24 protein-coding genes and 1 tRNA gene are annotated in these 25,261 nt (G+C 69.5%); 13 read left to right on the plus strand and 12 right to left on the minus strand.

Annotated features, from left to right (window positions below):
* Window position 1 precedes the first annotated feature (1 nt).
* From D5S08_RS16355 to yghU, 3 genes are all read right to left on the minus strand, one after another.
* The gene (locus D5S08_RS16355) at window positions 2-574 is read right to left on the minus strand and encodes a hypothetical protein (protein WP_126665494.1); all 573 of its coding nucleotides are present in this window, start codon (window positions 572-574) and stop codon (window positions 2-4) included.
* A 181-nt stretch (window positions 575-755) separates the two neighbouring features.
* A tRNA-Gln gene (locus tag D5S08_RS05210) sits at window positions 756-830 on the minus strand.
* 61 nt (window positions 831-891) lie between these two features.
* On the minus strand, window positions 892-1,761 hold the full coding sequence (gene yghU / locus D5S08_RS05215; RefSeq protein ID WP_121116297.1) for a glutathione-dependent disulfide-bond oxidoreductase: 870 nt from the start codon (window positions 1,759-1,761) through the stop codon (window positions 892-894).
* Between the two features lie 88 nt (window positions 1,762-1,849).
* On the opposite strand from yghU, the gene D5S08_RS05220 reads away from it, so the two are divergent.
* Window positions 1,850-2,869: a DNA topoisomerase IB gene (locus D5S08_RS05220; RefSeq protein ID WP_121116299.1), complete on the plus strand. Its 1,020-nt coding sequence runs from the start codon at window positions 1,850-1,852 to the stop codon at window positions 2,867-2,869.
* A 121-nt stretch (window positions 2,870-2,990) separates the two neighbouring features.
* Here the strand turns inward: D5S08_RS05220 and D5S08_RS05225 are convergent, their stop codons facing one another.
* The gene (locus tag D5S08_RS05225) at window positions 2,991-4,622 is read right to left on the minus strand and encodes a M20/M25/M40 family metallo-hydrolase (protein ID WP_241557245.1); all 1,632 of its coding nucleotides are present in this window, start codon (window positions 4,620-4,622) and stop codon (window positions 2,991-2,993) included.
* Window positions 4,623-4,664: 42 nt separating this feature from the next.
* Window positions 4,665-5,393 (minus strand): FadR/GntR family transcriptional regulator, encoded by a 729-nt coding sequence (locus D5S08_RS05230; protein ID WP_121117011.1) that lies wholly within the window; start codon window positions 5,391-5,393, stop codon window positions 4,665-4,667.
* A 108-nt stretch (window positions 5,394-5,501) separates the two neighbouring features.
* Between D5S08_RS05230 and D5S08_RS05235 the strand changes: the two genes are divergently transcribed.
* The 5 genes from D5S08_RS05235 to D5S08_RS05255 all read left to right on the plus strand — a co-directional run bounded on the left by D5S08_RS05235 (window position 5,502) and on the right by D5S08_RS05255 (window position 10,446).
* Window positions 5,502-6,362, plus strand: a complete 861-nt coding sequence (locus D5S08_RS05235; RefSeq protein ID WP_121116301.1) for a 2-dehydro-3-deoxygalactonokinase — start codon at window positions 5,502-5,504, stop codon at window positions 6,360-6,362.
* Window positions 6,359-6,994, plus strand: coding sequence for a 2-dehydro-3-deoxy-6-phosphogalactonate aldolase (locus tag D5S08_RS05240; protein ID WP_121116303.1), 636 nt, complete (start codon window positions 6,359-6,361; stop codon window positions 6,992-6,994). Before D5S08_RS05235 ends, D5S08_RS05240 begins: the two co-directional genes overlap by 4 nt.
* 46 nt (window positions 6,995-7,040) lie before the next feature.
* Window positions 7,041-7,439 carry a peptide-methionine (R)-S-oxide reductase MsrB gene (msrB, locus tag D5S08_RS05245; RefSeq protein ID WP_121116305.1) on the plus strand — a complete coding sequence of 133 codons (399 nt, stop codon included), beginning with the start codon at window positions 7,041-7,043 and terminating at the stop codon, window positions 7,437-7,439.
* A gap of 110 nt (window positions 7,440-7,549) precedes the next feature.
* Window positions 7,550-9,763: a transglycosylase domain-containing protein gene (locus tag D5S08_RS05250; RefSeq protein ID WP_121117013.1), complete on the plus strand. Its 2,214-nt coding sequence runs from the start codon at window positions 7,550-7,552 to the stop codon at window positions 9,761-9,763.
* An 8-nt stretch (window positions 9,764-9,771) separates the two neighbouring features.
* The gene (locus D5S08_RS05255) at window positions 9,772-10,446 is read left to right on the plus strand and encodes an HAD family hydrolase (protein ID WP_121116307.1); all 675 of its coding nucleotides are present in this window, start codon (window positions 9,772-9,774) and stop codon (window positions 10,444-10,446) included.
* Between the two features lie 62 nt (window positions 10,447-10,508).
* Here the strand turns inward: D5S08_RS05255 and D5S08_RS05260 are convergent, their stop codons facing one another.
* The 3 genes from D5S08_RS05260 to hflK form a co-directional block, all read right to left on the minus strand.
* On the minus strand, window positions 10,509-12,035 hold the full coding sequence (locus D5S08_RS05260) for a Do family serine endopeptidase (RefSeq protein WP_121117015.1): 1,527 nt from the start codon (window positions 12,033-12,035) through the stop codon (window positions 10,509-10,511).
* A gap of 114 nt (window positions 12,036-12,149) precedes the next feature.
* A complete protein-coding gene (gene hflC, locus D5S08_RS05265; protein WP_121116309.1) occupies window positions 12,150-12,998 on the minus strand; it encodes a protease modulator HflC in 849 nt (282 codons plus the stop codon).
* Entirely contained in the window at window positions 12,998-14,152 is a 1,155-nt protein-coding gene (hflK, locus tag D5S08_RS05270; protein ID WP_121116311.1) for a protease modulator HflK, read from the minus strand. The genes hflC and hflK overlap by 1 nt, the downstream gene beginning before the upstream one ends.
* A 132-nt stretch (window positions 14,153-14,284) precedes the next feature.
* Between hflK and D5S08_RS05275 the strand changes: the two genes are divergently transcribed.
* Genes D5S08_RS05275 through hemH form a run of 3 tightly spaced genes read left to right on the plus strand, consistent with a single transcriptional unit; the run spans window position 14,285 to window position 18,555 of the window.
* Window positions 14,285-15,259 (plus strand): Mrp/NBP35 family ATP-binding protein, encoded by a 975-nt coding sequence (locus D5S08_RS05275; RefSeq protein WP_121116313.1) that lies wholly within the window; start codon window positions 14,285-14,287, stop codon window positions 15,257-15,259.
* Between the two features lie 18 nt (window positions 15,260-15,277).
* Window positions 15,278-17,536, plus strand: a complete 2,259-nt coding sequence (locus D5S08_RS05280) for a xanthine dehydrogenase family protein molybdopterin-binding subunit (protein ID WP_121116315.1) — start codon at window positions 15,278-15,280, stop codon at window positions 17,534-17,536.
* The gene (gene hemH, locus D5S08_RS05285) at window positions 17,533-18,555 is read left to right on the plus strand and encodes a ferrochelatase (protein ID WP_121116317.1); all 1,023 of its coding nucleotides are present in this window, start codon (window positions 17,533-17,535) and stop codon (window positions 18,553-18,555) included. The genes D5S08_RS05280 and hemH overlap by 4 nt, the downstream gene beginning before the upstream one ends.
* Before the next feature lie 17 nt (window positions 18,556-18,572).
* On the opposite strand, the gene D5S08_RS05290 is transcribed toward hemH, so the two are convergent.
* Window positions 18,573-18,734 carry a DUF1674 domain-containing protein gene (locus D5S08_RS05290; RefSeq protein ID WP_121116319.1) on the minus strand — a complete coding sequence of 54 codons (162 nt, stop codon included), beginning with the start codon at window positions 18,732-18,734 and terminating at the stop codon, window positions 18,573-18,575.
* Window positions 18,735-18,787: 53 nt separating this feature from the next.
* Here D5S08_RS05290 and D5S08_RS05295 point away from each other — a divergent pair, with 53 nt between their 5' ends.
* Both D5S08_RS05295 and D5S08_RS05300 read left to right on the plus strand, forming a co-directional pair.
* Window positions 18,788-20,059, plus strand: coding sequence for an RsmB/NOP family class I SAM-dependent RNA methyltransferase (locus tag D5S08_RS05295; RefSeq protein WP_121116321.1), 1,272 nt, complete (start codon window positions 18,788-18,790; stop codon window positions 20,057-20,059).
* Window positions 20,060-20,125: 66 nt separating this feature from the next.
* On the plus strand, window positions 20,126-21,364 hold the full coding sequence (locus tag D5S08_RS05300; RefSeq protein WP_121116323.1) for an MFS transporter: 1,239 nt from the start codon (window positions 20,126-20,128) through the stop codon (window positions 21,362-21,364).
* Here D5S08_RS05300 and D5S08_RS05305 read toward each other — a convergent pair whose 3' ends face one another.
* The 3 genes from D5S08_RS05305 to D5S08_RS05315 all read right to left on the minus strand — a co-directional run bounded on the left by D5S08_RS05305 (window position 21,365) and on the right by D5S08_RS05315 (window position 23,928).
* Window positions 21,365-22,462: a branched-chain amino acid aminotransferase gene (locus D5S08_RS05305; RefSeq protein WP_121116325.1), complete on the minus strand. Its 1,098-nt coding sequence runs from the start codon at window positions 22,460-22,462 to the stop codon at window positions 21,365-21,367.
* Window positions 22,463-22,861: 399 nt separating this feature from the next.
* The gene (locus tag D5S08_RS05310; RefSeq protein ID WP_121117017.1) at window positions 22,862-23,401 is read right to left on the minus strand and encodes a hypothetical protein; all 540 of its coding nucleotides are present in this window, start codon (window positions 23,399-23,401) and stop codon (window positions 22,862-22,864) included.
* A complete protein-coding gene (locus tag D5S08_RS05315; protein WP_121116327.1) occupies window positions 23,401-23,928 on the minus strand; it encodes a hypothetical protein in 528 nt (175 codons plus the stop codon). The genes D5S08_RS05310 and D5S08_RS05315 overlap by 1 nt, the downstream gene beginning before the upstream one ends.
* Window positions 23,929-23,999: 71 nt before the next feature.
* Between D5S08_RS05315 and D5S08_RS05320 the strand changes: the two genes are divergently transcribed.
* Together D5S08_RS05320 and D5S08_RS05325 are read left to right on the plus strand one after the other, a co-directional pair.
* Entirely contained in the window at window positions 24,000-24,746 is a 747-nt protein-coding gene (locus tag D5S08_RS05320; protein ID WP_121116329.1) for a TlyA family RNA methyltransferase, read from the plus strand.
* The gene (locus D5S08_RS05325) at window positions 24,743-25,234 is read left to right on the plus strand and encodes a TspO/MBR family protein (RefSeq protein WP_121116331.1); all 492 of its coding nucleotides are present in this window, start codon (window positions 24,743-24,745) and stop codon (window positions 25,232-25,234) included. The genes D5S08_RS05320 and D5S08_RS05325 overlap by 4 nt, the downstream gene beginning before the upstream one ends.
* Window positions 25,235-25,261 lie beyond the last annotated feature (27 nt).

Consider the following 25,261-nt stretch of genomic DNA (forward strand, 5'->3'; position numbering starts at 1 on the left):
CTCAGCTATAAGCCTCGCTGCCGCCGTGGCATTCTGGCTCTGAACGAGTCTGGACCCTAAGCATATCCCGTTCGCCGCCGCCGCAGAAGCGCTCGATGTTTTCGATGATTCGGAAAATCACATACCAATCAATATCGGTGGAAAGCTCGATTAGGGCTGAAGCTAGCCAGTCTCGGTCCCGTGCTAAAGCCAGTGCTCTACAGAAATCTGCCGGAGATTGCGGGTGCGCGGGTTTAACAAACATTCTGAACTTCGTGTCCCGCGTTAATCGAAGCTCGCCACTCTCCGTCACCTCGTACATCGTGCCAATAGTTAAAGGGTTTCCTGCTGAGTGAAGGCGCATGGCGCCTACAAACAGCTTCAAGCTACTCTCCGCTAACTCACTTGCTTCGGTGGGCGTGTCTACATGATCCCACGCGTGAGTAGTGATTGCAGCAGTGCTGGCGTCAATTCTCCAAACAAAGGTGCTGTATGCATCGGTTGCAACCGAGTTCAAGAGGCGCTCCAACTCAGCGATCTCTCCCGCTTCGCCTTCCAGACCCGCACGCCAGCGAGGATTGAGGGAGAGTTCCACAGCGTCAGGCTCCTCGGTAGCTGGCAGTCTGCATGGTCTTGCGCTGCAAGCATACACTTCCGGCGGCAGTAAACCGACAACGGAGGCGGCCGGAGCCTTCACCGGTTGGGGCCAACGCATGGGGCCAACATGCGATCCGACTTCTCAGGTAAATTGTTGAAACGAAACAACTTTATGCGACTGGCTGGGGCGGCAGGATTCGAACCTGCGCATGCCGGTACCAAAAACCGGTGCCTTACCGCTTGGCTACGCCCCAGCATTACCCGAACATCGGGAAGGGCGCCCTATAGCGGAGCGCCCGTCCCGTGCAAGGCTGCTCAGGCGCCAATACGCTGACGTACCGGATCGAACAGGGCGCGGTCCAGCGTGTCGAAATCGCTGGCCGCATGGCGTTCGGCAAGGCCGTCGGCGGCGTTGACCAGCCGGCCGCGGATCGCCCCGGGGCGCGCGTCGATCGCCTTTACCCAGCGCGCGACATGCTCGTATTCGTGCAGCGCCAGGAACACGTCCGCCCCGCCATATCCGCCATGGAACAGCATGCTGAGCCACGGATAGGCGGCGACATCGGCGATGCTGTAATCGGCGCCGGCCAGATATTCGTTCCGGGCCAGCTGTGCGTCCGCGACGGAGAACAGCCGCTTGGTCTCCATGGCATAACGGTCAATCGGGTATTTGTACTTCTCCGGCGCATAGGCGTAGAAATGGCCGAACCCGCCGCCGATCAGCGGCGCGCTGCCCATCTGCCACATCAGCCAGCTCATCACCCGGGTGCGCGCGGGCTGCGTGCGGGGCAGCAGGAAGTCGAACCTCTCGGCCAGGTACAGCAGGATCGCGCCGGATTCGAACACCGGCACCGGCTCCGCCCCGCTGCGGTCGACCAGCGCCGGGATCTTGGAATTGGGGTTCACCTCCACGAAGCCGCTGCCGAACTGGTCGCCATCCATGATGCTGATGCGCCATGCATCATACTCGGCCTCGCTGTAACCGGCGGCCAGCAGTTCCTCCAGCATCACGGTCACCTTGATGCCGTTGGGCGTGCCAAGCGAATAAAGCTGGAACGGGTGCTCGCCCACGGGCAGCGCCTTGTCCTCCCGCGCGCCGGCGGTGGGGCGGTTCAGGCCGGCGAAGCGGCCCCCATTGGCGGGATCGTGGGTCCAGACTTCGGGCGGGGTATAGGCATCGGTCATGCGGCAGGGTGTTCCTTGCTGTTCAGAGCCGCGATCTGGCGAGGGCCTGCCGGAACCGCAAGAGCACGGCATCCGTTCACCGCCAGCAATGACAAACACCCCCGCGAACCTGATCTTTGTCGATGACGAGCTGCCGGGCATCACCCGGCGCAAGGCGGGGAAGGGGTGGGCCTACTTCGACGCCACGGGCGAACGGATCAAGGACCGGGCGGAGATCGACCGGCTGAACAGCATTGCCCTGCCGCCGGCCTATGTCGACACCTGGTTCTGCCCGGCGGACAACGGGCATATCCTGGCGACCGGCTATGATGACAAGGGGCGCAAGCAGTACCGTTACCACCCGGTCTTCCGCACCCAGCAGGAAGGGCTGAAGTTCGATGGCTGCCGCACCTTCGGCGAATTGCTGCCGCTGGTGCGCAAGCGGGTGGAAACGGATCTCAGCGGGCGCACCGTCACCCGCAGCCATGCGATCGCCAGCGTGGTGCGGTTGCTGGATCTCGGCATCGTGCGCATCGGGAACGAGGCCTACGCCAAGGAGAACAACTCCTTCGGCGCGACCACCCTGCGGCAGGAACATGCCACGGTCAGCGGACCTAGGCTGAGGCTGAGCTTCCGCGCCAAGAGCGGCAAGCAGCGCGAGGTGACCATCACCGACAAGCGGCTGGCCCATTTCGTGCGCAAGATGCAGGACCTGCCGGGCCAGCACCTGTTCCAGTATCTGGGCGAGGATGGCGAGGTCCACAATGTCGGCTCGGACGAGGTGAACGACTATCTGTGCGAGACGATGGGCCAGCACTTCACCGCCAAGAACTTCCGCACCTGGCACGGGAGCGTGCTCGCCTTCAACATGCTGGCGGGCGCCAAGGGCAAGCTGACGATCAAGGCGCTGATGGAGGAAGTGTCGGACAAGCTGGGCAACACGCCCGCCGTGGCCCGCCGGTCCTATGTCCACCCGGCCGTGACCGCGCTGATCGAAGATCAGGAAAGCTGGCGCGCGACGCTGAAGCTGCCGCGCAAGACCCAGTGGCTCAGCCGGGAGGAGCGCGGCCTGCTGGCGCTGCTGGAACAGAGCCCACCTGCGGGCGAATTGCTGGCCGAGGCTGCCTGAACCAGCCCGTTTTCGTCATCGCGAGCGAAGCGAAGCGATCCAGGGCCGCGGGCACCATATTTGCCGCCCTGGATTGCCGCGCCCGCCGACCCGGGCCCGCGATGACGATAAAAGACAGGCGTCAGTCCGTTTCGGGGTAGTCGTAGGCGAACGGGTCGGTCGCAGCCGGCTGCACCGGCAGCGGCTCTGCCGGCAAGGTCTTGTCCGAACTGGCCGCCTGCAGCAGCACGCCCGCCAGCACCGTCGCGGCCTGTCGCATGTCGTCCGGTCGCATATGGTCCAGCGTGTCGATATTGGTGTGATGCAGGCGCGATCCGTAATCCAGCGGATCCTGGATGAACTGGAACGCGGGCAGCCCGATCGCTTGCATGAACACATGGTCGGTACCGCCGGTATTGCCACCGACCACCGTGCCCGCCCCCATGCTGGCAAACGGGCTCAGCCATTCGCGCAGCAGCGGCTGGGCGGCGATGTTGCCTTCCGCATGGATGCCGCGCAACTTGCCCGATCCGTTATCGATGTTGAAATAGGCCTTCATGTCGGCATAGCCTGGCCGCTTCGTGATCGGCCACAGGTCACCCCAGTTGTTGTACGTCGACAGCGACGGCGCGTCCGCGCTGGTATCGCCCGCCCGGCTGGCGAGATGCTGGCGAACATAGGCGAGCGAGCCCAGCAGGCCCTGCTCCTCCCCGCTCCACAGCGCAAAGCGGATCGTGCGTCGCGGCCGTGCGCCGGTGGCGGTCAGGATGCGGGCGGCCTCCAGGATGTCGAGCGACCCTGCGCCATTGTCCACCGCCCCGTCGGCGGCGGCCCAGCTGTCGAAATGCGCGCCCGCCATGACATAGCCGGCGTTGCGGTCGGTGCCGGGGATCTCGCCGATGATGTTGTAGGCCTGCGTGTCGTCGTCGTGGAAGCGCACCTGGCTGTTGATGCGCAGCACCGGCGCCGGGCCGACCTTCGCATAACGGGCCAGCCGCCGGTAATCCTCCGCCGCGATCTCGATCCCGGGCAGGGTGGGGGTGCGCCCGCTTTCGAAGGTGTAGCCGCTGCCGTGCAGCAGCTTGCCGTCGCGAGCGGAGATGACGACCATCGCCACCGCGCCTTCCGCCTTCAGGAAGGCGTCGCGCTCCAGCGCGAAATCCTGCCGGTCCTTGCGGCGGTCGGCCGCATCGGGGTCGTAGCTGGGCAGGGCAAAGGTATCGCGTTCCGCGATGTCGCTGGCGCTCAGCCGGCGGAAGGGCGCGGTGGTCGGCTCGTCGCCGGTGCCCGGCAGGCTGACCAGGACGATCTTGCCCGCCAGCTGGCCGCGATAGGCGGCAAAATGTGCCTTCTCGCTCATCGGCGCGACCACCACCTCGGCTTCCAGCACGCCATCGGTGCCCGGTGTCCAGGCGATGGGCGTGGCGGTCAGCTCGATCGGCCGGGGCGCGATCTGGTCGACCTCGATGTCGAGCGCCTCCCACCCGCGGCCGAAGGTGAAGCCTTCGCGGTGCACATTGCGCAGGCCGATTTCCTGCATCCGCGCGATCGCCCACTCTTCCGCCCGGCGCATGCCCGGCGAGTTGGTCAGCCGAGGGCCGATCCCGTCCAGCAACTCGTGTGCCGCGGGCAGGATCTCGGACCGGTTCATCCCCTCGTCGATGATCGCGGCGATCGCCGCCTCGTCCTGCGCGCCGGCGGACAGAGGCAGGATGGAAAGCAGCGATGCGCCGCCCAGCAGGACAGCGCGGCAGAACCGGTCAGCGAACATCATATGTGCATTTCCCCTGTTGGTGAGTGGTCGGCCGGGCGGCCGTCAATCTTCGGTATCGCCGATCAGGCCGAGCACGTCGCCGATGATGCGCTGCATGGCCGCGCGGCTGACCGTCACGTCGCGCGCGGCGATGGCGTCGGCCACGGCGGCATGGTCGGCGATGCTGGCGGTGCGGCCCTTGATGCGGTTGGTGAAGCGGATGGAGGTGCGCAGGGCGGTCGCCACCATCTGCTGGAACTGGGCGTAGAACGGATTGCCCGATGCCCGCAGCACCGCCACGTGGAACGCGATGTCGGCGTCCAGCGCATCGCCATCGCCGGCATCGGCGCGCTCCATGCGGTGCAGCCCTTCGCGGATCGCCTCCAGTTCCATCGGCGTATGATGCAGCGCGGCCAGCGCCGCCGCCTCCGGCTCGATCGCGATGCGCAGCTGGTTGAACTGGCGCAGCAGCTGGACGGAAAACTTGCGGTCCAGCAGCCAGCGCAGCACGTCCGTATCGAACAGGTTCCACTGCGATGATGGCTGCACCACCGTGCCCTGCCGCGGGCGGGCGCTGACCAGCCCCTTGGCCGTCAGCATCTTGACCGCTTCGCGCGTGACGGAGCGGCTGACGCCGAAGGCCTTGGCGATCTCCGCCTCCGTGGGGAAGGGGCGCGTCTCGTACCGGCCGACCACGATCGCCTTGCCCAGGGTGTCGAGCATGCCATGCGTCAGGTTGCGCCCCAGCGTCTGGTTGAGCGGCAGGCCAAGACCGATTGTATCGCTGTCCATCACCCCGGCCTTGTGCAACATCCGCACGCGCCTGTCACGCAAGGGAACTGGACGGGACGCACTTATCCTATAAATGCACAGCCGAGATTGCAGAAGGGCCGGGGCCGAATGTTCATCGCTGTCGACTGGGGCACCACCAACCGCCGTATCTACGCCATCGACGATGGTGGCACCGTGCAGGAGACCCTGCGCGACGATCGCGGCGCGACGGCCGTCAGCGACTACCCGGCGGAGATCGCCGCCATGCGCGCCCGGTTCGGCGACCATCCGGTGCTGCTGGCGGGGATGGTCGGGTCCAATATCGGCTGGCGCGCCGTGCCCTATGCGCCGGCACCCGCCGGTGCGGAGGCACTGGCCGGTGCGCTGGCGGAGGTCGCGCCCGGCGTGTTCATCGTGCCCGGCGTCTCCTGCCAGGATGGCGCGCGCGCCGACGTGATGCGGGGCGAGGAGGTGCAGCTGCTGGGTGCGGTGGCCAGCGGCGCCGTCGCTGCCGATGCGCTGCTGTGCCAGCCGGGCACCCATTGCAAATGGGTCGAGATGGCAGGGGGCCGGATCGCCCGCTTCACCACCGCCATGACGGGGGAGCTGTTCGCGCTGCTGCGCAAGGATGGCCTGCTGGCCGCGCAGCTGGCCGGCACCGTGGAGGATGGCCCGGTGTTCCGCGCCGGCGTGGCCGAAGGCGGCCGGCGCGATCTCGCCGCCAGCCTGTTCGCCATCCGCGCGGCCGGCGTGCTGGGCCAGCGCGACGATGCCGATGCGGCGACCCATTGCAGCGGGTTGCTGATCGGCGCCGATGTCGCCGCGCGGCTGACCGAGGCCGATGGCCGGGCGGTCGACATCCTGTCCGACCCGGTGCTGGGCGGATTGTACCAGTCCGCGGTGGAGGTGCTGGGCGGGACGGCCCGCCTGCATGACAGCCAGACCGCCTTTCTCGCGGGGATCACCCGCATCCGGGAGCTTGCCCTATGACCCATTGTGAAACCTTCGACGCCGCCTTCGCCCGCTGTCCGCTGATCGCCATCCTGCGCGGCGTGCGGCCGGACGAGGTGGAGGCGATCGGCGAGCAGCTGGTGGAGGCGGGCTTTTCCATCATCGAGGTGCCGATGAACTCGCCCGACCCGCTGGACAGCATCGCCCGCCTGGCCACGCGGCTGGCTGGCCGCGCCGTGGTGGGTGCGGGTACGGTGCTGACGGTGGAGCAGGTCGCGGCGGTGCAGGATGCCGGCGGCACGGTGGTGATCGCGCCGAATGCCGACACGGCCGTGATTGCGGAGGCGGCCGGCCGCGGCCTCGTCTCCCTGCCCGGTATCGCCACCCCGACCGAAGCCTTCGCGGCCCTCGCCGCCGGCGCCGCCGCGCTGAAGCTGTTCCCGGCCGAAGCCGCCAGCCCGGCCGTGCTGAAGGCCATGCGCGCCGTGCTGCCCGCCGGCACCCGCGTGCTGCCCGTCGGCGGGATCGGGCCGGACAATATGGGGCCGTGGCAGGCGGCGGGCGCGGCGGGCTTCGGCCTCGGTTCCGCGCTCTATTCCGTCGGGCTGGATGCCGCCGCGGTGCGGGTCCGCGCCGATGCCTTCATCGCGGCGCTGGGTTCCGGGGCCTAGCGCCCCGCACCGGCGCTGCCCATATCCCCGGTCAAAGGAGACCCCCATGACCGAGAAGCTGACCCTGACCGATGCCGAATGGCGCGAGCGGCTGAGCCCGGAGCAGTACCAGGTGCTGCGCCAGGCCGGAACGGAGCGCGCCTTCACCGGCAAATACGACAAGAACAAGCAGGAAGGCGAATATCGTTGCGCCGGCTGCGGGCAGGCCCTGTTCGAATCCGACGCCAAGTACGATTCCGGGTCCGGCTGGCCATCCTTCGCGCAGCCTGCGGCGGATCAGGCGGTCGAAGTGCATCGGGACGTCAGCCACGGCATGGTCCGGACGGAAGTCGTGTGCAGCAATTGCGCCGGGCATCTCGGCCACGTCTTCCCCGATGGCCCGGGCCCGGAAGGTCTGCGCTATTGCATCAACAGCGCTGCGCTGGACTTCCAACCCAAGGACTGACGGGGCGGCGGCTTGCTTTGCCGCCGTTAAGCCGCCATTCCGGCAGCCGGTTCCATGGGCGCGGCTGATCGGGGCCGTTTCGGCGCCCCGCATGCAGGATGAAGGCTTTCATGGCGCAAGCACGGCGCAGGCGCTCCCCTTCGAAGACCGGCGGTGGCAGCAGCCCCCGCCCCCCTCGGGCGGAGCGTTCCGGCGCGGCCAGATGGCTGCGCCGCCTGCTGATCGGTGGCGGGCTGCTGCTGCTGCTGGCGGTGATCGGCCTTGGCACTTCCGTCTACTTCGCGGCCCGCTCCATGCCCGGCTATGCCGCGTTGATGAGCAGCCAGAACGGGCAGACCATCGTGGTCCGCGCGCGCGACGGTAGCGAGATCGTCAATCTCGGCCCGTCCTATGGCGAATGGCTGCGCGCGGACGAGATCCCGCAGGTGATGAAGGACGCGATGGTGGCGGTGGAGGACCGCCGCTATTATTCGCATCCCGGCATCGACCCGATCGGCCTGGCCCGTGCGGTCTATGTGGCCTGGCGCTATGATACGTCGGTGCGTGCGACCAGCACGATCACGCAGCAGCTGGCCCGCAACATCTTCCTCAATTCCAACCGCACCATGGACCGCAAGGCGCGCGAGGCGATCCTGGCGCTGGCGCTGGAGGCCAAGTTCACCAAGCAGCAGATCCTGGAGCTGTATCTCAACAAGGTCTATTTCGGCGGCGGCGCCTATGGCATCGATTCCGCCAGCCGCCGCTTCTTCAGCCATTCGGCGCGCGACCTGTCCGTGGGCGAGGCCGCGATCATCGCCGGGCTGGTGAAGGCGCCCAGCCGCTATGCCCCCACTGCAGACACCGATGCCGCGGTTGCCCGCGCGCAGGTCGTGCTGGACGCCATGCAGCGTTACGGCGCGATCAGCTCGTGGGAGGCCGAGGTGGACGTGTCCGCCATCCGGCTGAAGGAGGAGGAGGGCCAGAACTCCGTCCGCTACTTCACGGACTGGGTGCTCCCGCAGCTCGACCTGCTGCTGCCCTATGACAATACGGAACCGGTGGAGGTCTGGACCACGATCGACCCGGCAATGCAGCGCGCCGCACAGTCGGCGATCAGCAGCCATGCGCCGAAGGGCGCGCAGGGCGCGCTGGTCAGCCTGGACCGGGACGGCGCGGTGCTGGCCATGGTCGGCGGCACCGATTACGTCCGCTCCAACTACAACCGCGCAACGGAGGCACTGCGCCAGCCCGGCTCCGCGTGGAAGCTGTTCGTCTATCTTGCGGCGCTGGAGAATGGCTACACGCCCGATGACGCCGTGGTCGACGGGCCGGTCACCATCAATGGCTGGAGCCCGCGCAACTCCAACGGCCGCTTTGCTGGACAGATCGACCTGCGCTCCGCCTTTGCCTATTCCGTCAACACGGTGGCGGCGCAGCTGGGGAACGAGGTCGGCTTCTCCAACGTCGCCGCCATGGCGCGCCGGCTCGGCATCACCACGCCGGTCGCCACCAACCCGGCCATGGTGCTGGGCAGTTCGGAGGTCCGCCTGCTCGACATGACCCGCGCCTTTGCCGCCGTGTCGGCGCGGGGGGAAGCGGTCGAGCCCTATGGCATCACCCGCGTCACCACCGGCAGCGGCGAGCTGCTCTATGCGCGGGAGCCGGAGCGGCGCGACATGCTGATCCCGGACTATGTCGCCGCCGGCATCACCGACCTGCTGCAGACCGCCGTCAACACCGGCACGGGGCGCGCGGCGCAGATCGGCCGCCCGGTGGCGGGCAAGACCGGCACGACGAGCAGCAACAAGGATGGCTGGTTCGTCGGCTTCTCCAGCGGCATCACCACCGGCGTGTGGATGGGCCGCGACGATGCGCGAGCCGTCGGCGGGCTGCAGGGCGGCGCCGCGCCGGCCCGCGCTTTTGCCGATTACATGCGTGTCGCGGTCAGCGACCGGCCGGTGGAGCAGTTCGATACGGAGCTGAAGCTGCCCGGCTGGCAGCTGGAGCCGGACGACGAATATCTGTTCGGCGATGGCCAGGATGACGGCTATTTCTTCTATGACGAGCAGGGCAATCCGATCGGCCCCTATCCGGAAGGGCCGGACTACGATGACGGGCAGGATTACGCCCCGGGTTCGGACCCGCGGCCGTTTGACGAGGGCACGCGCCGCCCGGTGCAGGTGCGCCCGCCACCCGCGCCCCAGCCGTCCCCGCCGCCGCCAGCGGTGGGCGACGATTTCCTCGACCGCGCGCTGGGGCGGGAGGGCACCGCCGCGCCCGCGCCCCGCCGCATCGGCCCGTCCGCTCCGTCACGGAGTGAAGGGCGCATCTTTTCCGCACAATAGGACAGCACATGGCTGACACGCATCTGCAACCGCCATCGGCGGTGATCTTCGACATGGACGGAACGCTGCTCGATACGGAGGCGGTGGAGCATGCGGCCCATGCCGCCGCGGCGCGGACCATCGGGCGGGAACTGCCGGCGGAACTGCTGCTGCAATTCGTGGGCGTTCACCGCGAAGGCAATCTGGCCCGTCTCCATAATCTGTGGGGCGATGCGGAAACGCCGCTGGCCTTCTACCGCGAGTCCGATCGCCTGTTCGAGGAGATGTGGCGGCGTGGCGTGCCTTTTCGGCCGGGCGCGATGGAACTGCTGGACGCGTTGCGGGCGGACGGCCTGCCGCTGGGCCTGTGCACCTCCACCCGCGCGCCCAATGCGCAGGAACGGCTGCGGGCCGCCGGCATCCTGGACCGGTTCGCCACGGTGGTGACCGTCAGCGACGTCACCAATCCCAAGCCCCATGCGGAGCCTTACCTGCTGGCGGCGCAGCGGCTGGGCGTCGATCCGATGGCCTGCGTCGCGGTGGAGGATTCACCCAATGGTCTGAAGGCGGCGGCGGCGGCCGGGATGATGGCGCTGCTGGTGCCGGACCTGGCGCCCGTCACGCCCGAGACGCAGGCGCTGGCGACGGCGGTGCTGCCGGACCTGCACGCCGTCGGCCGCTGGATCACCGAACTGCACGGCTGACCGGCACAGAAAAGGGCGCGGCAGGCCAACCCCGCCGCGCCCTTCCATGTAACGTCGTCGATCTATTCGCCGCGCAGGCGCACGGGGACGGAGGTCGCCGGCCCGCCACGGGCACGCACCCGCAGCAGGATCGCCGCCCGGCCTTCGCTGCGTGCGGCGCGGATGGCACCTTCCAGATCGCCGGTCGTCGCCACGGCCGAGCCGTTGGCCGTCTCGATGATCACGCCCCGGCGCAGGCCCTTGCGCGCCGCGTCCGAAGACTGGTCGGCCGCCACGACCACCAGGCCGCGCGTGTCCGCGCCGACGCCCAGCTGACGCGCGATCAGCGGCGTGATGGGCGTGACCTGCAGGCCGAGTGCCTGCGGGATCAGCCCGTCGCCGGTGGGCGCCTGCTGCTGCTCCGGCGCTTCCTCGTCCATGCTGAACTGCTGCGAGCGCAGCTCTTCCTGGCTCGGGCGACGGCCCACGGTGACCTGCACGGTGCGGCGACTGCCTTCGCGGATCACCTCCAGCGGGATGCGCGTGCCGGGCGCGGTGTTCGCCACCAGATAGGACAGCGTCTGGTCCGGCGTGACCTCCTCGCCGTTCACGGACAGGACCACGTCGCCCGCCTGCACGCCGGCCTGCTCCGCCGCTCCGCCGGGCTGCACGCCCTGGATGAACTCGCCACGATTGGCGGCAATGCCCAGGGCGGCGGCCAGGTCCTCGTTCATCGGCTGGATCTGCACGCCCAGATAGCCGCGCACGATCTCCTCGCCCGCGATCAGCTTCTGCACGATGGGGGAGGCGATGTCGGCCGGAATTGCGAAGCCGATGCCCACGCTGCCGCCACTGGGGCTGAAGATGGCATTGTTGATGCCGATCACATTGCCCTGCATGTCGAACAGCGGTCCGCCCGAATTGCCGCGGTTGATGCTGGCATCGGTCTGGATGTAGCGGTCATAGGCGCCGCTATTGGTCATGCCGGTGGATCGCAGGACAGAGGAGATGATCCCGCTGGTCACCGTGCCGCCCAGGCCGAACGGATTGCCGATCGCGATCACCCAGTCGCCGACGCGCGAGGCAGCGGAATTGCCGAACTGCACGAAGGGAAACGGCTCGTCACGGTTGATCTTCAGCACCGCAAGGTCGCTGTCGGCATCGTTGCCGACGACTTCCGCCTGGTATTCCGTGCCGTCGGGCAGCGTAACCGTCACCTCTTCCAGTTCGGCATTGGTGTCCGGCGGGCTGATGACGTGGTTGTTGGTGACGACATAGCCATCCGCACTGATCAGGAAGCCGCTGCCCAGCGACTGCGCCTCGCGCGTGGATTCCTGCCCCTGATTGCCGAACATCCCCTCGAAGGGCGTGCCGGCGAAGGGATTGTTGGTCACAGTCACCCGCTGCCGGGTGGAGATGTTGACCACCGCCGGCTGCAGCTGCTGCGTCAGGTCGGCAAAGCTGGCAGGTGCGCCGGCGCGCGGGACCATGTTGGTCATGGCACCCGCGTCGTTCTGCGCGACCTGCGCGCCGGCGGGGAAGCCGGAGATGAGCGAAAGGCTTGCGGCGCCGGCGAGCAGCGCAGCGGTGATGCCATAGGAATAACGCACGGGCTTCACGTCCTTGTGGTTCCTTCACGATGGGCGGCGCGGGACACGCGCCTGCCGGATGCAAGATGCTGCGTCAGCTATGACGCCGGGGCACTGAACTGCGTTTGAACGCCCCTATCGGTTCCCGCCGCGGAACTGGCGGAGATAATCATTTTCCGGCGACAGGATGATGTTGCTCTCGCCTTCACCCATTTCGAAGGTGCGGCGATAGGACTGCATGGCGCGGTAGAAGTCATAGAACTCCGGATCCTTGCCATATGCGCTGGCATAGGTGTTGGCCGCCTGCGCCTCCGCCTCCGCACGAATGATCTGCGCATCGCGCTGGCCGCCGGCGCGGATGGAGGCCGCCTCCTGCTCGCGATCGGTTTCCATGCGGGTGAAGGCGGCTTCCAGCGGCGTGCCGTCGGGCAGGTCGGCCCGCTTGATCCGTACGTCGATCACCTGCGCGCCATATTGCCGCGCCTGTGCGTCCAGCGCCGCGCGGATGTTGCTCATGGCGTCACCTCGCTCGGGCGTCAGCAGGCTGGCGAAGCTGCGCCGGCCCAGTTCCTGCCGCAACACGGAGGTGAGGATGGGCGACAGCTGCGTGCGCAGGTTCTCCTCCGTGCCCGCATTCTCCACCATGGCGATGGGGTCGATAATGCGGAAGCGGGCATAGGCATCCACCTGCAAGCGCTGCTGGTCGCTGGACAGCACCTGCTGGCGCTCCATGTCCAGGTCCAGCACGCGCTTGTCGACATATTGGACGGTTTCCAGCACGGGGATGCGCATGGAGATGCCCGCGCCGGTGTCGCCGAAGGCCACATTGGGGCGGTAACGGTTGATCACGCGCACGGCCTCGCCGGTGCGGATCACCACCACCTGCTGCGTCTCGGGCACGATCACAATGCTCGCCAGGGCCGCCACCAGCAGGGCTGCGGCGGCGATGATGGCGAACTTGTAGCGGTTCCAGACCTGTTCCATCAGCGTGCTCCTGCCCGCGTCCGGGTCGGCGCCGCATCCGGCACCTGGGTCGACGGCGTCTGCGTCGGCTGCGGGGAAGAGCGCCGCTGCAGTTCTGGCAGAGCCAGGTACGGCGTCACGCCGCCTGACTCCACGACGGTCTTGTTGGTCTTGGCCAGCACGCTTTCCATCGTCTCGTAATACAACCGCCGGCGGGTCACCTCGGGCGCCTGGCGATATTCCTCGTAGATATTGTTGAACTCGGCCGCGTCACCCTGCGCACGGGCCAGCAATTGCTGCGAATAGGCCTCCGCACGGTTGATCTCCGCATCGGCATCCTGCTGCGCGGCGGACACGTCCTTGAACGCCTCGACCACCCGCTCCGGCGGTTCGGTGCGCCCGATATCGACGCCCTGGATGGCAATGCCGGAACGGTAGGCATCCAGGATCGCCTGCATGCGGGTGCGCACCCGTTCCTCCACAGTCGCGCGGCCGGCGCCGGACACGATGCTGTCGAAGGTCTGTTCCGAAACGGAGGCGCGCATGGCGGCTTCCGCCACTTCGCGCAGGGTCTCCTGCGGCTCCGCCAGCTGATAGCGGAACTGCTGCAGATCCTTGATATTCCAGCGGATCAGGTAGGACAGGTCGACCAGGTTCTGGTCGCCCGTCAGGATCAGCTGCTCCGCATTGCCGTCCGGCATCTGTTCAGACCGGATGGAGGTCACATCCGTCACATCCACATTCTGCAGCGGCCAGGGCAGCGTCATGTTCAGGCCCGGCGTCAGCGTGCCGCTATACTTGCCGAAGGTGGACACGATGCCCTGTTCCTTCGGCTCCACCTGGTGGACCGATGTGGCCAGCACCAGCACCGCGACCACCGCAGCGCCGATGATCGGCACCCAGCTGCCGCCATTGGCGCGGCGCGGCATGCGAAAGTTCGGGCCGCCCGGGCCGCCCGGGCCACCAGGGCGGCGGCGCGGTCCTTCGGGGCCGCGATTGCGGAAGATGTCCTCGATCCCGGCGGACCGGCGCGGCGGCTTCTCGCCATCGCCGGTGCCATCGGGCAGCCACGGATTGCGCGGGCCGCGCGCGGGCGGTTCCTCTCCGCTGGGGGGCGGCGTGGCCGGCCCGTCTTCGGGTGCGCCACCGCCCCACGGACTGCGCTTGCCTGCCATTGCGAGCGTCCAGCCCAGCCAACCACTTCTGTTCGTCATGAGACTTTTATAGCTAAGGAAGCGCCAAAAAACAGGGGCGCGGCGGTGCATTTTCGCTGCAGGGCCGCGCTGGACACGCTAGCAGGCCCTCCCATGACCCCCATCGACCCCCGATCCGACCACCCGATCGCACGCGCACTTCCCGACGACGCGCGCGACCGTATCCGCACCCTGCGCCTGGACAATGGCGTCGTCACGCTGATCGCCGATGCCGCCGGGCTGGAGCGCGGGGCGGCGGGCAAACTGCAGGCCGCGCTGGAGCAGGCGCTGGGCGCCGTTCCCATTGTCACGGAGGTGCGAGTGGCACTGATGGCCGACCGGGTGGAGCGGCAGATCATCGCGGTCGGTTCGGGCAAGGGCGGGGTGGGCAAATCCACCCTGACCGCCAACCTGGCCGTCGCGCTCGCCCGCCTGGGGCTGAAGGTCGGCGTGGTGGATGCCGATATCTACGGGCCGTCGCAGCCCACGCTGCTGCATGCCGAAGGGACCAAGCCGACCGCCACGGGCCAGCAGCTGAACCCCGTGGAATGCGCCTGGGGGCTGAAGCTGCTGAGCATGGGCCAGCTGATCGAACCGGGCAAGGCGATCGCCTGGCGCGGGCCGATGATCGGCAATGCGCTGGGGCAGATGATGGACGCCGCCTGGGGCGATACCGAAGTGCTGCTGGTCGACCTGCCCCCGGGCACGGGCGATGTGCAGCTGACCATGATGCAGAAGTTCAGGCCCTCCGCCGCGGTGATCGTGTCCACCCCGCAGGATCTGGCGCTGATCGACGCGACCCGCGCGCTGGACCTGTTCCGCACGGTGGGCGTACCGGTCGCCGGCATGGTGGAGAACATGGCCGGCTATGTCTGCCCCCATTGCGGCGAGATGTCCGACCCGTTCGGGCACGGCGGAGCGGAGGCGACCGCGGCGAAGCTGGACCTGCCCTTCCTGGGCCGCGTGCCGCTAGCGATGGAGATCCGCGTGGCCAGCGATGCCGGCCAGCCGCCCGCCGCCAGCGACGGACCGCAGGGGCAGGCGTTCCGCGCCATCGCGCTGCGCCTTGCGGAATGGATGCGGGGCTGAGGCCATGCGGCTGATCCCATGCGTCTGACCCGGCGCCGGCTGATCGGCGGGGCGGCGGCTGGCGGGGGCCTGCTGGTCGCCTGGCAGCTGCTGGAACGCGACCACCTGCCCCCGCTGCCGCCGACGGAGGGTGAGGCGCAGTTCGGCGCCTGGCTGAAGATCGACCGGCAGGGCGTAGTCACCGTCGCCGTGCCGCAGCTGGAAATGGGGCAGGGCATCACCACCCTGCTGGCGCAGATCGCCGCGCAGGAACTGGGGGCGGACTGGCGGCAGGTGGCGACGGAGCCTGCGCCGGTCAGCGCCGCCTTCGCCAACCTGCCGCTGGCGGCGCGGTGGACGCCCTTGCGCGATCCGCCGGTGCCGGCGCTGGCCGATGCGCCGGACGATGCGCTGCTGCGCCGCTGGGCGCGCACGCACACCTTCACCGCCACGGCCGAGGGCACCGCGCTCGCCGCATACGAACTGCCCTGCCGCGAAGCGGCCGCGGCGGCGCGGGCGCTGCTGTGCATGGCGGCTGCGGCCCGGTGGGATATCCGGTGGGAGGAATGCGAAGTCGCCGCCGGCTTCGTCACCCATGGCAACCGCCGCATCGGCTTCGGCGCGCTGGCGGAGGATGCGGCCGGCCTGACCCCGCCCGACCCGCCACCCTTGCGCACGGAACCACCGACCGATCCCACACTGGCGGGCGAGCCGCCGGCTTTCCCTCGGCTGGATGCGCCGGCCAAGGTCGATGGCAGCTGGCTGTTCGCGGGCGACGTGCGGCTGCCCGGCATGGTCCACGCCGCGATCCGCCACGGCCCGCTGGACCGGGCGGAACTGGGCACCTTCGATCGCGCGGCGGCCGCGGATGTGCCCGGCCTCCTCGGGGTCGTCGCCGGCAAGCGCTGGCTCGCCGCCGTGGCGACCGACTGGTGGAGCGCCGAGCGCGCGCTGACCGCGATGGCGCCGCATTTCCGATTCCACGATCCGGTGCAGTCGGCCCGCATGGCCGAAGCGCTCGACGCGGCGCTGGAGCGCGGCGAAGGCCAGCGGGTCGCCACTTCGGGTGCCGAGGACGGCCCGGCGGGTCGGGCGACCCTGGCGCAACGCTACACGGTCGCGCCCGCCGCGCATGGCACGGTGGAAACCGCCAGCTGCACCGCGCGGCTGGCCGATGGCCGGCTGGAACTGTGGCTGGCGACGCAGGCGCCCGAGCAGGCGCGCGCGGCGGCGGCCCGGGCCCTGGGCATCTCGCTGCGTGACACGGTGCTCTACCCCATGCCGGCCGGCGGCAGCTTCGACCGGCGGCTGGAGCATGAGCACGCGATCGAGGCGGCGCTGATCGCGCGGGAGGTCGGCCGACCGGTGCAACTGACCTGGAGCCGCTGGCAGGAACAGCTGCGCCTCCTCCCGCGTCCACCCGCCGCCATCCAGATCAGCGCGCATCTCGGCGCCGATGGCAGCTTGGCGGGCTTCGCCGCCCGCATCGCCACCCCGCCTGCCGCGCTGGAATTCGGCGCAAGGCTGCTGGATAATCGCACCAGCTGGGCCGCACGCGAAGCCGTCGCCAACCAGGCAGACCCGCTCGCCTGCGAAGGGCTGCTGCCGCCGTACCGCGCCGCTCATGCGCGGGTGGAGCATGTGCCCGTCACCCTGCCGCTGCCCGCCGGCCGGCTGCGCGGCAATGCCCATGGCATCACCTGCTTCGCGGTCGAAAGCTTCACCGACGAGCTGGCCCGTGCCGCCGGGCGTGAACCGCTGTCCTTCCGCATTGCATTGCTGGGGGACGATCCGCGCCTCGCGCTCTGCCTGCAACGGGCAGGGCGGCTGGCCAGCTGGGATGGCGGCGCTCCGGGCAGCCGGCAGGGTCTCGCCTGCCACCGGATGCAGCTGGGCCCGGCCAGCGGACGGATCGCGCTGGTCGCCACCGTTGCACCCGGCTCCGGGCCGGTGCGGGTGACCCGGCTTGCCGCATCCGTGGAGATCGGCCGCGTGATCAACCGCGACATCGCGCTGCAGCAGATCGAGGGCGGCCTCCTATACGGCCTCGGCCTCGCGCTCGGCTCCGGGCTGGAATACCGCGACGGCATCGTGCGGCAGGAACGGCTGCGCGACCTGAACCTGCCGCGCCTGGCCGACTGCCCGGAGATCGGCATCGACCTGATCGAGAGCACCGGCGCGCCGTTCGACCCCGGCGAGCTCCCCGTCGCCCCCGTAGCGCCCGCCATCGCCAATGCGCTGTTCGCCGCCACCGGCCGTCGCCTGCGCGCACTTCCCCTGCTATCAGCCGGCGCATGACCCACCAGACGCAAGCCCTCCCGGCCGATCACCCAACCGTCACCAGCGGGAAGGTCGGGGTGCTGCTGGTCAATCTGGGCACGCCCGACGCGCCCGATGCCAAGGCGGTGCGGACCTATCTCGCGGAGTTCCTGTCCGACCGGCGGGTGGTGGAGATCCCCGCGATCGCCTGGCAGCCGATCCTGCGCGGCATCATCCTGAACACCCGCCCGAAGAAGAGCGCCCATGCCTACAGCCAGGTGTGGACCGAAGCCGGGTCGCCGCTGGCCGCGATCACGGCGCAGCAGGCCGCCGGGCTGCAGACCGCGCTGGGCGACCGGGTGACCGTCGGCTGGGCAATGCGCTACGGGCGCCCCGAAATCGGGCTGGAGCTGCAGCGGCTGAAGGATGCCGGATGCGAACGCATCCTGCTCGCCCCGCTTTACCCGCAATATTGTGCGGCAACGACCGCCACGGTTGTGGATAAGGCTGCGGACAAGCTGCGGACAATGCGCTGGCAACCGACCCTCCGCACCCTGCCGCCCTATCACGATGATCCGCTCTATATCGATGCGCTGACCGATGATCTGGGCCGCCAGATCGATGCGCTGGACTTCGTACCGGAGGTCCTGCTGCTCAGCTTCCACGGCATGCCGAAGCGCACGCTGGAGCTGGGCGACCCCTATCACTGCCACTGTCGCAAGACCGCGCGCCTGCTGGAATCGGCGCTGGCGCGGCCCGGCCTGCGCTGCGTCACCGCCTTTCAGTCCCGCTTCGGCCCGGCCAAATGGCTGGGGCCGGCGACGGACGAAGTGCTGGTGGCGGAGGCGCAGGCGGGCACCAGGCGGCTGGCCATCGCGGCACCCGGCTTTGCCGCCGATTGCCTGGAAACGCTGGAGGAACTGGCCATCCGCGGGCGGGAGCAGTTCATCGGCGCCGGCGGGGAGATGTTCCACACACTCGATTGCCTGAACGCCAGTGCCGTCGGGATGGACATGCTGGCGGCACTGATGCGCCGCGAACTGGCCGGCTGGATCTAGGCCAGCCCGACAAGCCCTCAGGAAAAGTCGATCGCGATCCCGTCCTTCACCCAATCGCCATAGCGGGTGGGGCTGAGCTCGTCCTGCTCCACACCGGGCTGCGGCGCGGGCGCCGGGGCATCGCTCCAGTAAGCGGGCTTGGAGAAGCCTTCGGGGCGCTTGGTGGCTCGCTCGGTCATGCCTCACATCTGGGACGGCTGGCGCTGCGGCGCAAGGGCCGATAGGGGACAGCATGCCTCCACCACGCACCAACACCGCCCAGCCCCAGGCCGCTCCCGTCGCCGGCCTTCCTGCGCGCCGCGCCGCATTGAAGCTGCTAGATGCCGTGCTGCGCCGGGGCGAGACGCTGGACCAGGCGGAAGCGGGCGCCTTGCGCGGCGTGCAGGCGCCGGCCGATCGGGCGCTGGCTCGCGCCATCACGGGCGAGACCCTGCGCTGGCTGGTCGATCTCGACGCACTGATCGACAGCGCGACGAAGCAGCGGCTGGCAGACGATACCAAGGTGCGCGGCGTGCTGCGGCTGATGCTGGCGCAATGGCTGCGCCTCAGCACTCCGCCGCACGCGGTGATCGCCACCGGGCTGGACCTGCTGACGGGCGGGCCGCGCCGGCTGGCGCATGGTGTGTTCGGCGCGCTGGTGCGGCAGGGCGTGACGCTGCCGGATGTGCCGACCCTGCCGCCGCTGGTGGCGCAGCGCTGGGGCAGCCGCGCAGAAGCCATCGCTGCCGGCCTTGCAAATCCGCCGCCGCTCGATCTCACCCTGCGCGATCCCGCCGCCACCGCCGAGTGGGCGGAGCGGCTGGGCGGCATCAGCCTGGCGCCGGGCCATGTGCGCCTGCCGCGCGGCGGCGCGATCGAGGTACTGCCCGGCTTTGCCGAAGGCGCCTGGTGGGTGCAGGATCTCGCCGCGACGCTCCCCGCCCGCCTGCTGGGCGCAGGGGAGGGCCGCCGCGCGCTGGACCTGTGCGCCGCGCCCGGCGGCAAGACGCTGCAGCTGCTCGCCGCCGGATGGCAGGTGACCGCGCTCGACGTCAGCCGCCGCCGGCTCGGCCTGCTGGGCGACAATTGCAAGCGGCTGGACATGTGGGCGAAGATCGTGGTCGCCAATGCGCTGGAATGGCAGCCGGACGAACCGTTTGACGCCATCCTGCTCGACGCGCCGTGCACCGCCACCGGCACCGCCCGCCGCCATCCGGACGTGCTGCACCGGATCAGCCCGGCTCAGGTCGACAGCATGGTCGAACTGCAGGCCAGGCTGCTGGACCGCGCCGCCGGCTGGCTGAAGCCCGGCGGCACACTGGTCTATGCCGTCTGCTCGCTGGAGCGGGAGGAGGGCGAGGCGCAGGCCCCGCGCGTGACCCTGCCCCCCCTGCCGGTCACGGCGGAGGAGCTGCCCGAGGGCGTGATGCCGACGGCCGAAGGCTGGGTCCGCACACATCCCGCGCTGCTGGCGGGGCATGGCGGCATGGACGGCTTCTTCATCGCCCGCTGGCGCGCCGCATAGTTCCCTTCGGCGCCGCCGCTGGACGCGCGAGTTGTCACGCGGCCGGCCGGGGGCCATGAGGCGCAGATGCTTCGTTCGGTCCTCCCGGTGCAGAGCCTGCTGCTCGCGATCTTCATCCTGATGGCGGGTGGCGGGTTCATGACTTCCTTCGTCAGCGTGCGGCTGGAAGCGGCCGGCTATCGCGCGCCGGTCATCGGCCTGGTGACCACGGCCTACTTCGTTGGGCTGACGATCGGATCGCTGCGGGTGACCCGGGTGATCGAGCGGGTCGGCCATATCCGCACCTTCTCCGCGGTCGTGTCGCTGCTGTCCGCCAGCACCCTGGCCTATGCGCTGGGCGAAAGCGCCGCCTGGTGGATCCTGCTGCGCCTGGTCGACGGGCTGTGCGTCGCCGGCGTCTTCGTGTGCCTCGAAAGCTGGCTCAACGAACAGGCGGAGCCGGCGACGCGCGGCTCCGTGCTCGCGGCCTACATGATCGCGCTCTATGCCGGGCAGGCGGTGGGGCAGTACCTGCTGAACCTGGACGGGGCGGCCATGCTGCCCTTCGTCGTCGCCTCCATCCTGATGTCGCTGGCGGTGCTGCCGATCTCGCTCACGCGCATGGCGAGTCCGGTGGTGGGCGAGCAGGCCAAGCTGTCGATCGAACGGCTCTACACCGCGTCGCCACTCGGCTTTGTCGGGGTGGCCATCACCGGGCTGATGCTGGGCGCCTTCTACGCGCTGGGCGCGGTCTATGCCCAGCGGCAGGGCATGGCGCTGTCGCAGACGGCCCTGTTCATGAGCGGGGTGATCGCCGGCGGCGTGGCGCTGCAATGGCCGCTCGGCTGGCTTTCGGACCGCTATGACCGCCGCCGCGTGATCGTGGGGGCGTTGCTGGGGGCGATGATCGTGGCCGTGCTGCTGGCTGCGATCAGCCCAAGCGGCGCCGGCCTGATGGCGCTGGGCGCGCTGTTCGGCGGGCTGGGCTTTTCCCTCTATCCGCTCTGCGTGGGGCACACGAACGACCATCTGCACGCATCGGAGCGGGTCGGCGCCAGTGGGGGGCTGGTGCTGGTCTATTCGGTGGGCGCGGCGCTGGGCCCGCTGACCGGATCGGTGGCGATGCTGCTGCTGGGTCCGGCGGGGCTGTTCATCTGGATCGGCGGCTGTGCGGCGGCCGGCCTCGGCTTCGCCTTGTGGCGGCAACAGCGGCGGGCACCCGTGCCGGAAGCGCAGCAGCAGCCATACCAGCTGCTGCCCCGCACCACGCCGATGGCCGCGCAGCTGGCAGAGGCCGACGACGCGGTCGGGCCGCAGCCCCGCTGATCAGTCCAGCCGCATCACCCAGCCATGCAGGTCCGGCGCGGCGCCGCGCTGGATGGCGACCAGCCGCTCGCGCAGCCGCTGCGTCGTCTGGCCGGGGCCGCCGCTGCCGATGGTGAACTCGCCATCCAGCCCTGCCACGCGGCCCACCGGGGTCACCACGGCGGCGGTGCCGCAGGCGAAGGTCTCGATCAGCCGGCCGCTCTCCGCATCATCGCGCCACTGGTCCAGGCTGTAGCGTTCCTCGCGCACGGTCAGCCCTTCCTCCTCGGCCAGCAGCAGCAGGCTGTCGCGGGTGATGCCGGGCAGGATCGTGCCGGTCAGCGGCGGCGTGATCACCGTGCCGTCCGCGAACACGAAGAACAGGTTCATGCCGCCCAGTTCCTCGATCCAGCGGCGCTCGGCCGCGTCAAGGAACACCACCTGGTCGTGCCCGCGCGCGATCGCGTCGGCCTGCGGCACCAGGCTGGCGGCGTAATTGCCGCCGCACTTGGCCGCGCCGGTGCCGCCGGGGGCGGCGCGGGTGTGGTCGGCGGCGACCCAGATCGACACCGCCGGGGCGCCGCTCTTGAAGTAATTGCCCGCCGGGCTGGCGATCACCACGAATTTGTACTGCTTGGCCGGGCGCACGCCTAGGAACGCTTCGGTCGCGAACATGAAGGGCCGCAGATACAGCGATCCGCCATCCACTGGGGGGAACCAGTCCTTGTCCGCCAGCGCCAGCGCGCGGCAAGCCTCCACGAAGGCCGTCTCCGGCAGCTCGGGCATGGCCAGGCGACGGGCGGAATCGTTGAAGCGCGCTGCGTTCCGATCGGGGCGGAACAGCGCCATGCTGCCATCGGCCAGGCGATAGGCCTTCAGCCCTTCGAAAATTTCCTGCGCATAATGCAGCACCGATGCCGCAGGATCGAGCGGGATCGGCTGGCGCGGGCCCAGCTGCGCATCGTGCCAGCCGCGATCCTCGCTCCATTCGATCGTCAGCATGTGATCGGTGAACAGCTTGCCGAAGCCCGGATCCGCGATCGCCTGCTGGCGCGTGGCGCCGGGCACGGGGGCGGGGTGGGGCAGGCGGGCAATATCGATGGTGGGTGCGTCGGCCATTGTCAGGTTCTCCTGACGCAAGCGGGTAGGACGGCACCGGGATGGAGGCAAGAGGCGCGCGCCAGCTGACGATGGCGTCGCAGATATGAGAAGGGCGGCCCCGCATGTCGCGACACCGCCCTTCGCATGGTCAGCGGCCGGAAGTGCCGCCCACGAAGCCTCTATCGGTAGGAGATCAGGTTACCGATAATGCTCCGCACGGGACAAAGCCGACCTCTCTGCTGAACCATGAGACATCGGATCACCTCCTTTCGCGCTGGATAGCCATGCCGCCATTTCACCGGCGGCTGGGCCCTGCGTGCATCGCCGGACCTGCGGCAATATTTGAGTCAGACCGCGCGGCAAAGCAAGCGTGAAGATGCGTTTTTTCCACCGTCATGACGGTGACGCGCCGGGCGGCTAGCGACAGTCCTCCACCACCCGTGTCACCTCCGGCCAGGCCGGCAGGAACAGCGGCGGGGCGCTGCCCACCTCGATCGCGAACCGCCCTTTGGAAAAGGCCACCGCGTCCAGCAGCGAATCACCCGCCCCCAGCACGGCGGTCGCGGCCCCGTTGGCGGGGGTTGCGGGCAGGCTGCGCTCGGCCGCCTCGGCCCGCACGATCATGCTGCTGCCGCCGGCTCCAGCCCGCGCCAGGGTGATCTGCCGCGCGCCCGTGCAGATCATGTCGAACAGCACGGTGCCCGCGGGATCGACGAAGCTGGCCCGCCCGCCGCCGCCCAGCGGCGTGTAGCGCCAGTCGCCCGGCGTCTGGGCTGCGTCCATCCAGTTGCTCGGCACCGGCGGCGCCGGTTGCGGGGCCGGGCGGGGCGCAGGGGCCGGTGCAGGTGCGGGCTGGGGGGCGGGGGTCGGCTGCGGCACGGATGGGACGCAGGCGGACAGCGCCAGCGCCGTCAGCAGCGCGGCGCCGACCGTCAGCCGGAAGGGTGCGCGGGCCATCAGCTGCACGCCTGCACGACGCGGCTGGTGCCGGTATGGCTGGGCAGGTGCAGGGCAGGCACGCCCGGCGCAGTGACGCGGATGGTGGCGGCGGGATCGGCGAAGGCGGCAATGATCGGCTGGGTGGGATCGACCACCGCCTCGACCTCTCCGGCGCCTTCGGTGCCCGCCGCCGCCGGCACCATCGCCAGATCGGCGGCCAGCCCGCCGGCTTCCACCCGGTATGTCGCCGGCGCCGAAGGCACGCCCGACCGCGTCAGGATCACGGCCCGGTCATCCCGGCGGCAGACCATCCGGAACAATGCCTCGCCCGCTTCGGTGCCGAAGGCCGCGCTGGCGCCGTTCGCCGTTTCCTCGATCCGCCAGCTGCCGGCGGTCAGCGCCTCGCCCGCGGCATCGGCGGTGCGCGGGGCGGATGACGTCAGCACGGGGGCGGGGGCGGCATCGTCAGGCGCCTGATTGCAGCCGGCCAGCAGGGCCGCCGCGCCCAGCAGGGTGATGGCAGCGGGGCGTAGGGGATCGATCATGGCATTCCTCTCGAGGCGAAGGCGCGTTGGGGCTGGCGGCTTATGGGTCCGGCCTCTAAAGCGCCTGCCCCATGGCGGGCAAGATGCGTATCGACCAGATGCTGACCGAACGGGGCCTGGCGCCCAGCCGCGCACGGGCGCAGGCGCTGGTCATGGCGGGGCTGGTCTTTGCCGGCGACAAGCGGATCGACAAGCCGGGGCAGCAGGTCGCCGCCGATGCGGCGGTGGAGGTGCGCGGCCGCGATCATCCCTGGGTCGGGCGGGGCGGGGTGAAGCTGGCGCACGCACTGGCGCACTGGCAGCTGGACCCCACCGGCGCCGTGGCGATGGATATCGGCAGCAGCACCGGCGGCTTCACGCAGGTGCTGCTGGAGAATGGCGCGGCGCATGTCTTCGCGGTGGATGTCGGCACCAACCAGCTCGACTGGAAGCTGCGGCAGGATCCGCGCATCACCGTGCTGGAACAGACCAATGCGCGCGACCTGACGGCCGACATCATCACGCAAGGCTGCAACTGGGTCGTCTGCGATGCCAGCTTCATCGGCCTGGCCAAGGTGCTGGCCGCCCCGCTGGCCCTGGCGCTGCCCGGCGCGCAGCTGGTGGCGCTGATCAAGCCGCAATTCGAGGTGCGGCGAGAAGAGGTCGGAAAGGGCGGCATCGTGCGCGACACCGAACTGCATGGGCGCGTGTGCGACGAGGTGTCCGCCTGGCTGGCGGAAACCGGCTGGCAGGTGAAGGGTATCATCCCCAGTCCGATCACCGGCAGCGAGGGCAATGTGGAATTCCTCGTCAGCGCAACCAAGGGAATCGCCGCATGAGTGCCCGGTCCAATCTTACCCGTTGGCTGCTGATCTGCGTGCCGGCCGTGCTGCTGCTGGGCAGCCTGTCCGGCGTGGCTTCGGGCTCCTCCGGCGACCAGCCCTGGTTCGCCGCGTTGGCCAAGCCGGCGATCTACCCGCCGGGCGCGACCTTCGGCATTGTCTGGCCGATCCTGTATGTGATGATGGGCATCGCGCTGGCGCTGGTCGGGGCGGAGCGCACCTCGCCTCATCGCCGCGCGGCCTTGTGGGCCTTTGCCGTGCAGCTCCTGCTCAATCTGGCGTGGTCCCCCACCTTCTTCGCCGCGCACCAGATCGGGGTGGCGCTGGCGATCCTGCTGGCGTTGGACGTGGCGCTGATCGTCACGGTGGCGTTGTTCTGGCGGGTGCGGGGCGCCGCCGGGCTGCTGTTGCTGCCCTATCTGGCATGGGTGCTGTTCGCCACGGTGCTGAACTGGCAGGTGCTGCAGCTCAATCCTGCGGCATAGGACCACTTGCACGCATCGCCTGCGCGC

Source organism: Croceibacterium ferulae (assembly GCF_003660445.1).
GTDB classification, from domain to species: Bacteria; Pseudomonadota; Alphaproteobacteria; order Sphingomonadales; family Sphingomonadaceae; genus Croceibacterium; species Croceibacterium ferulae.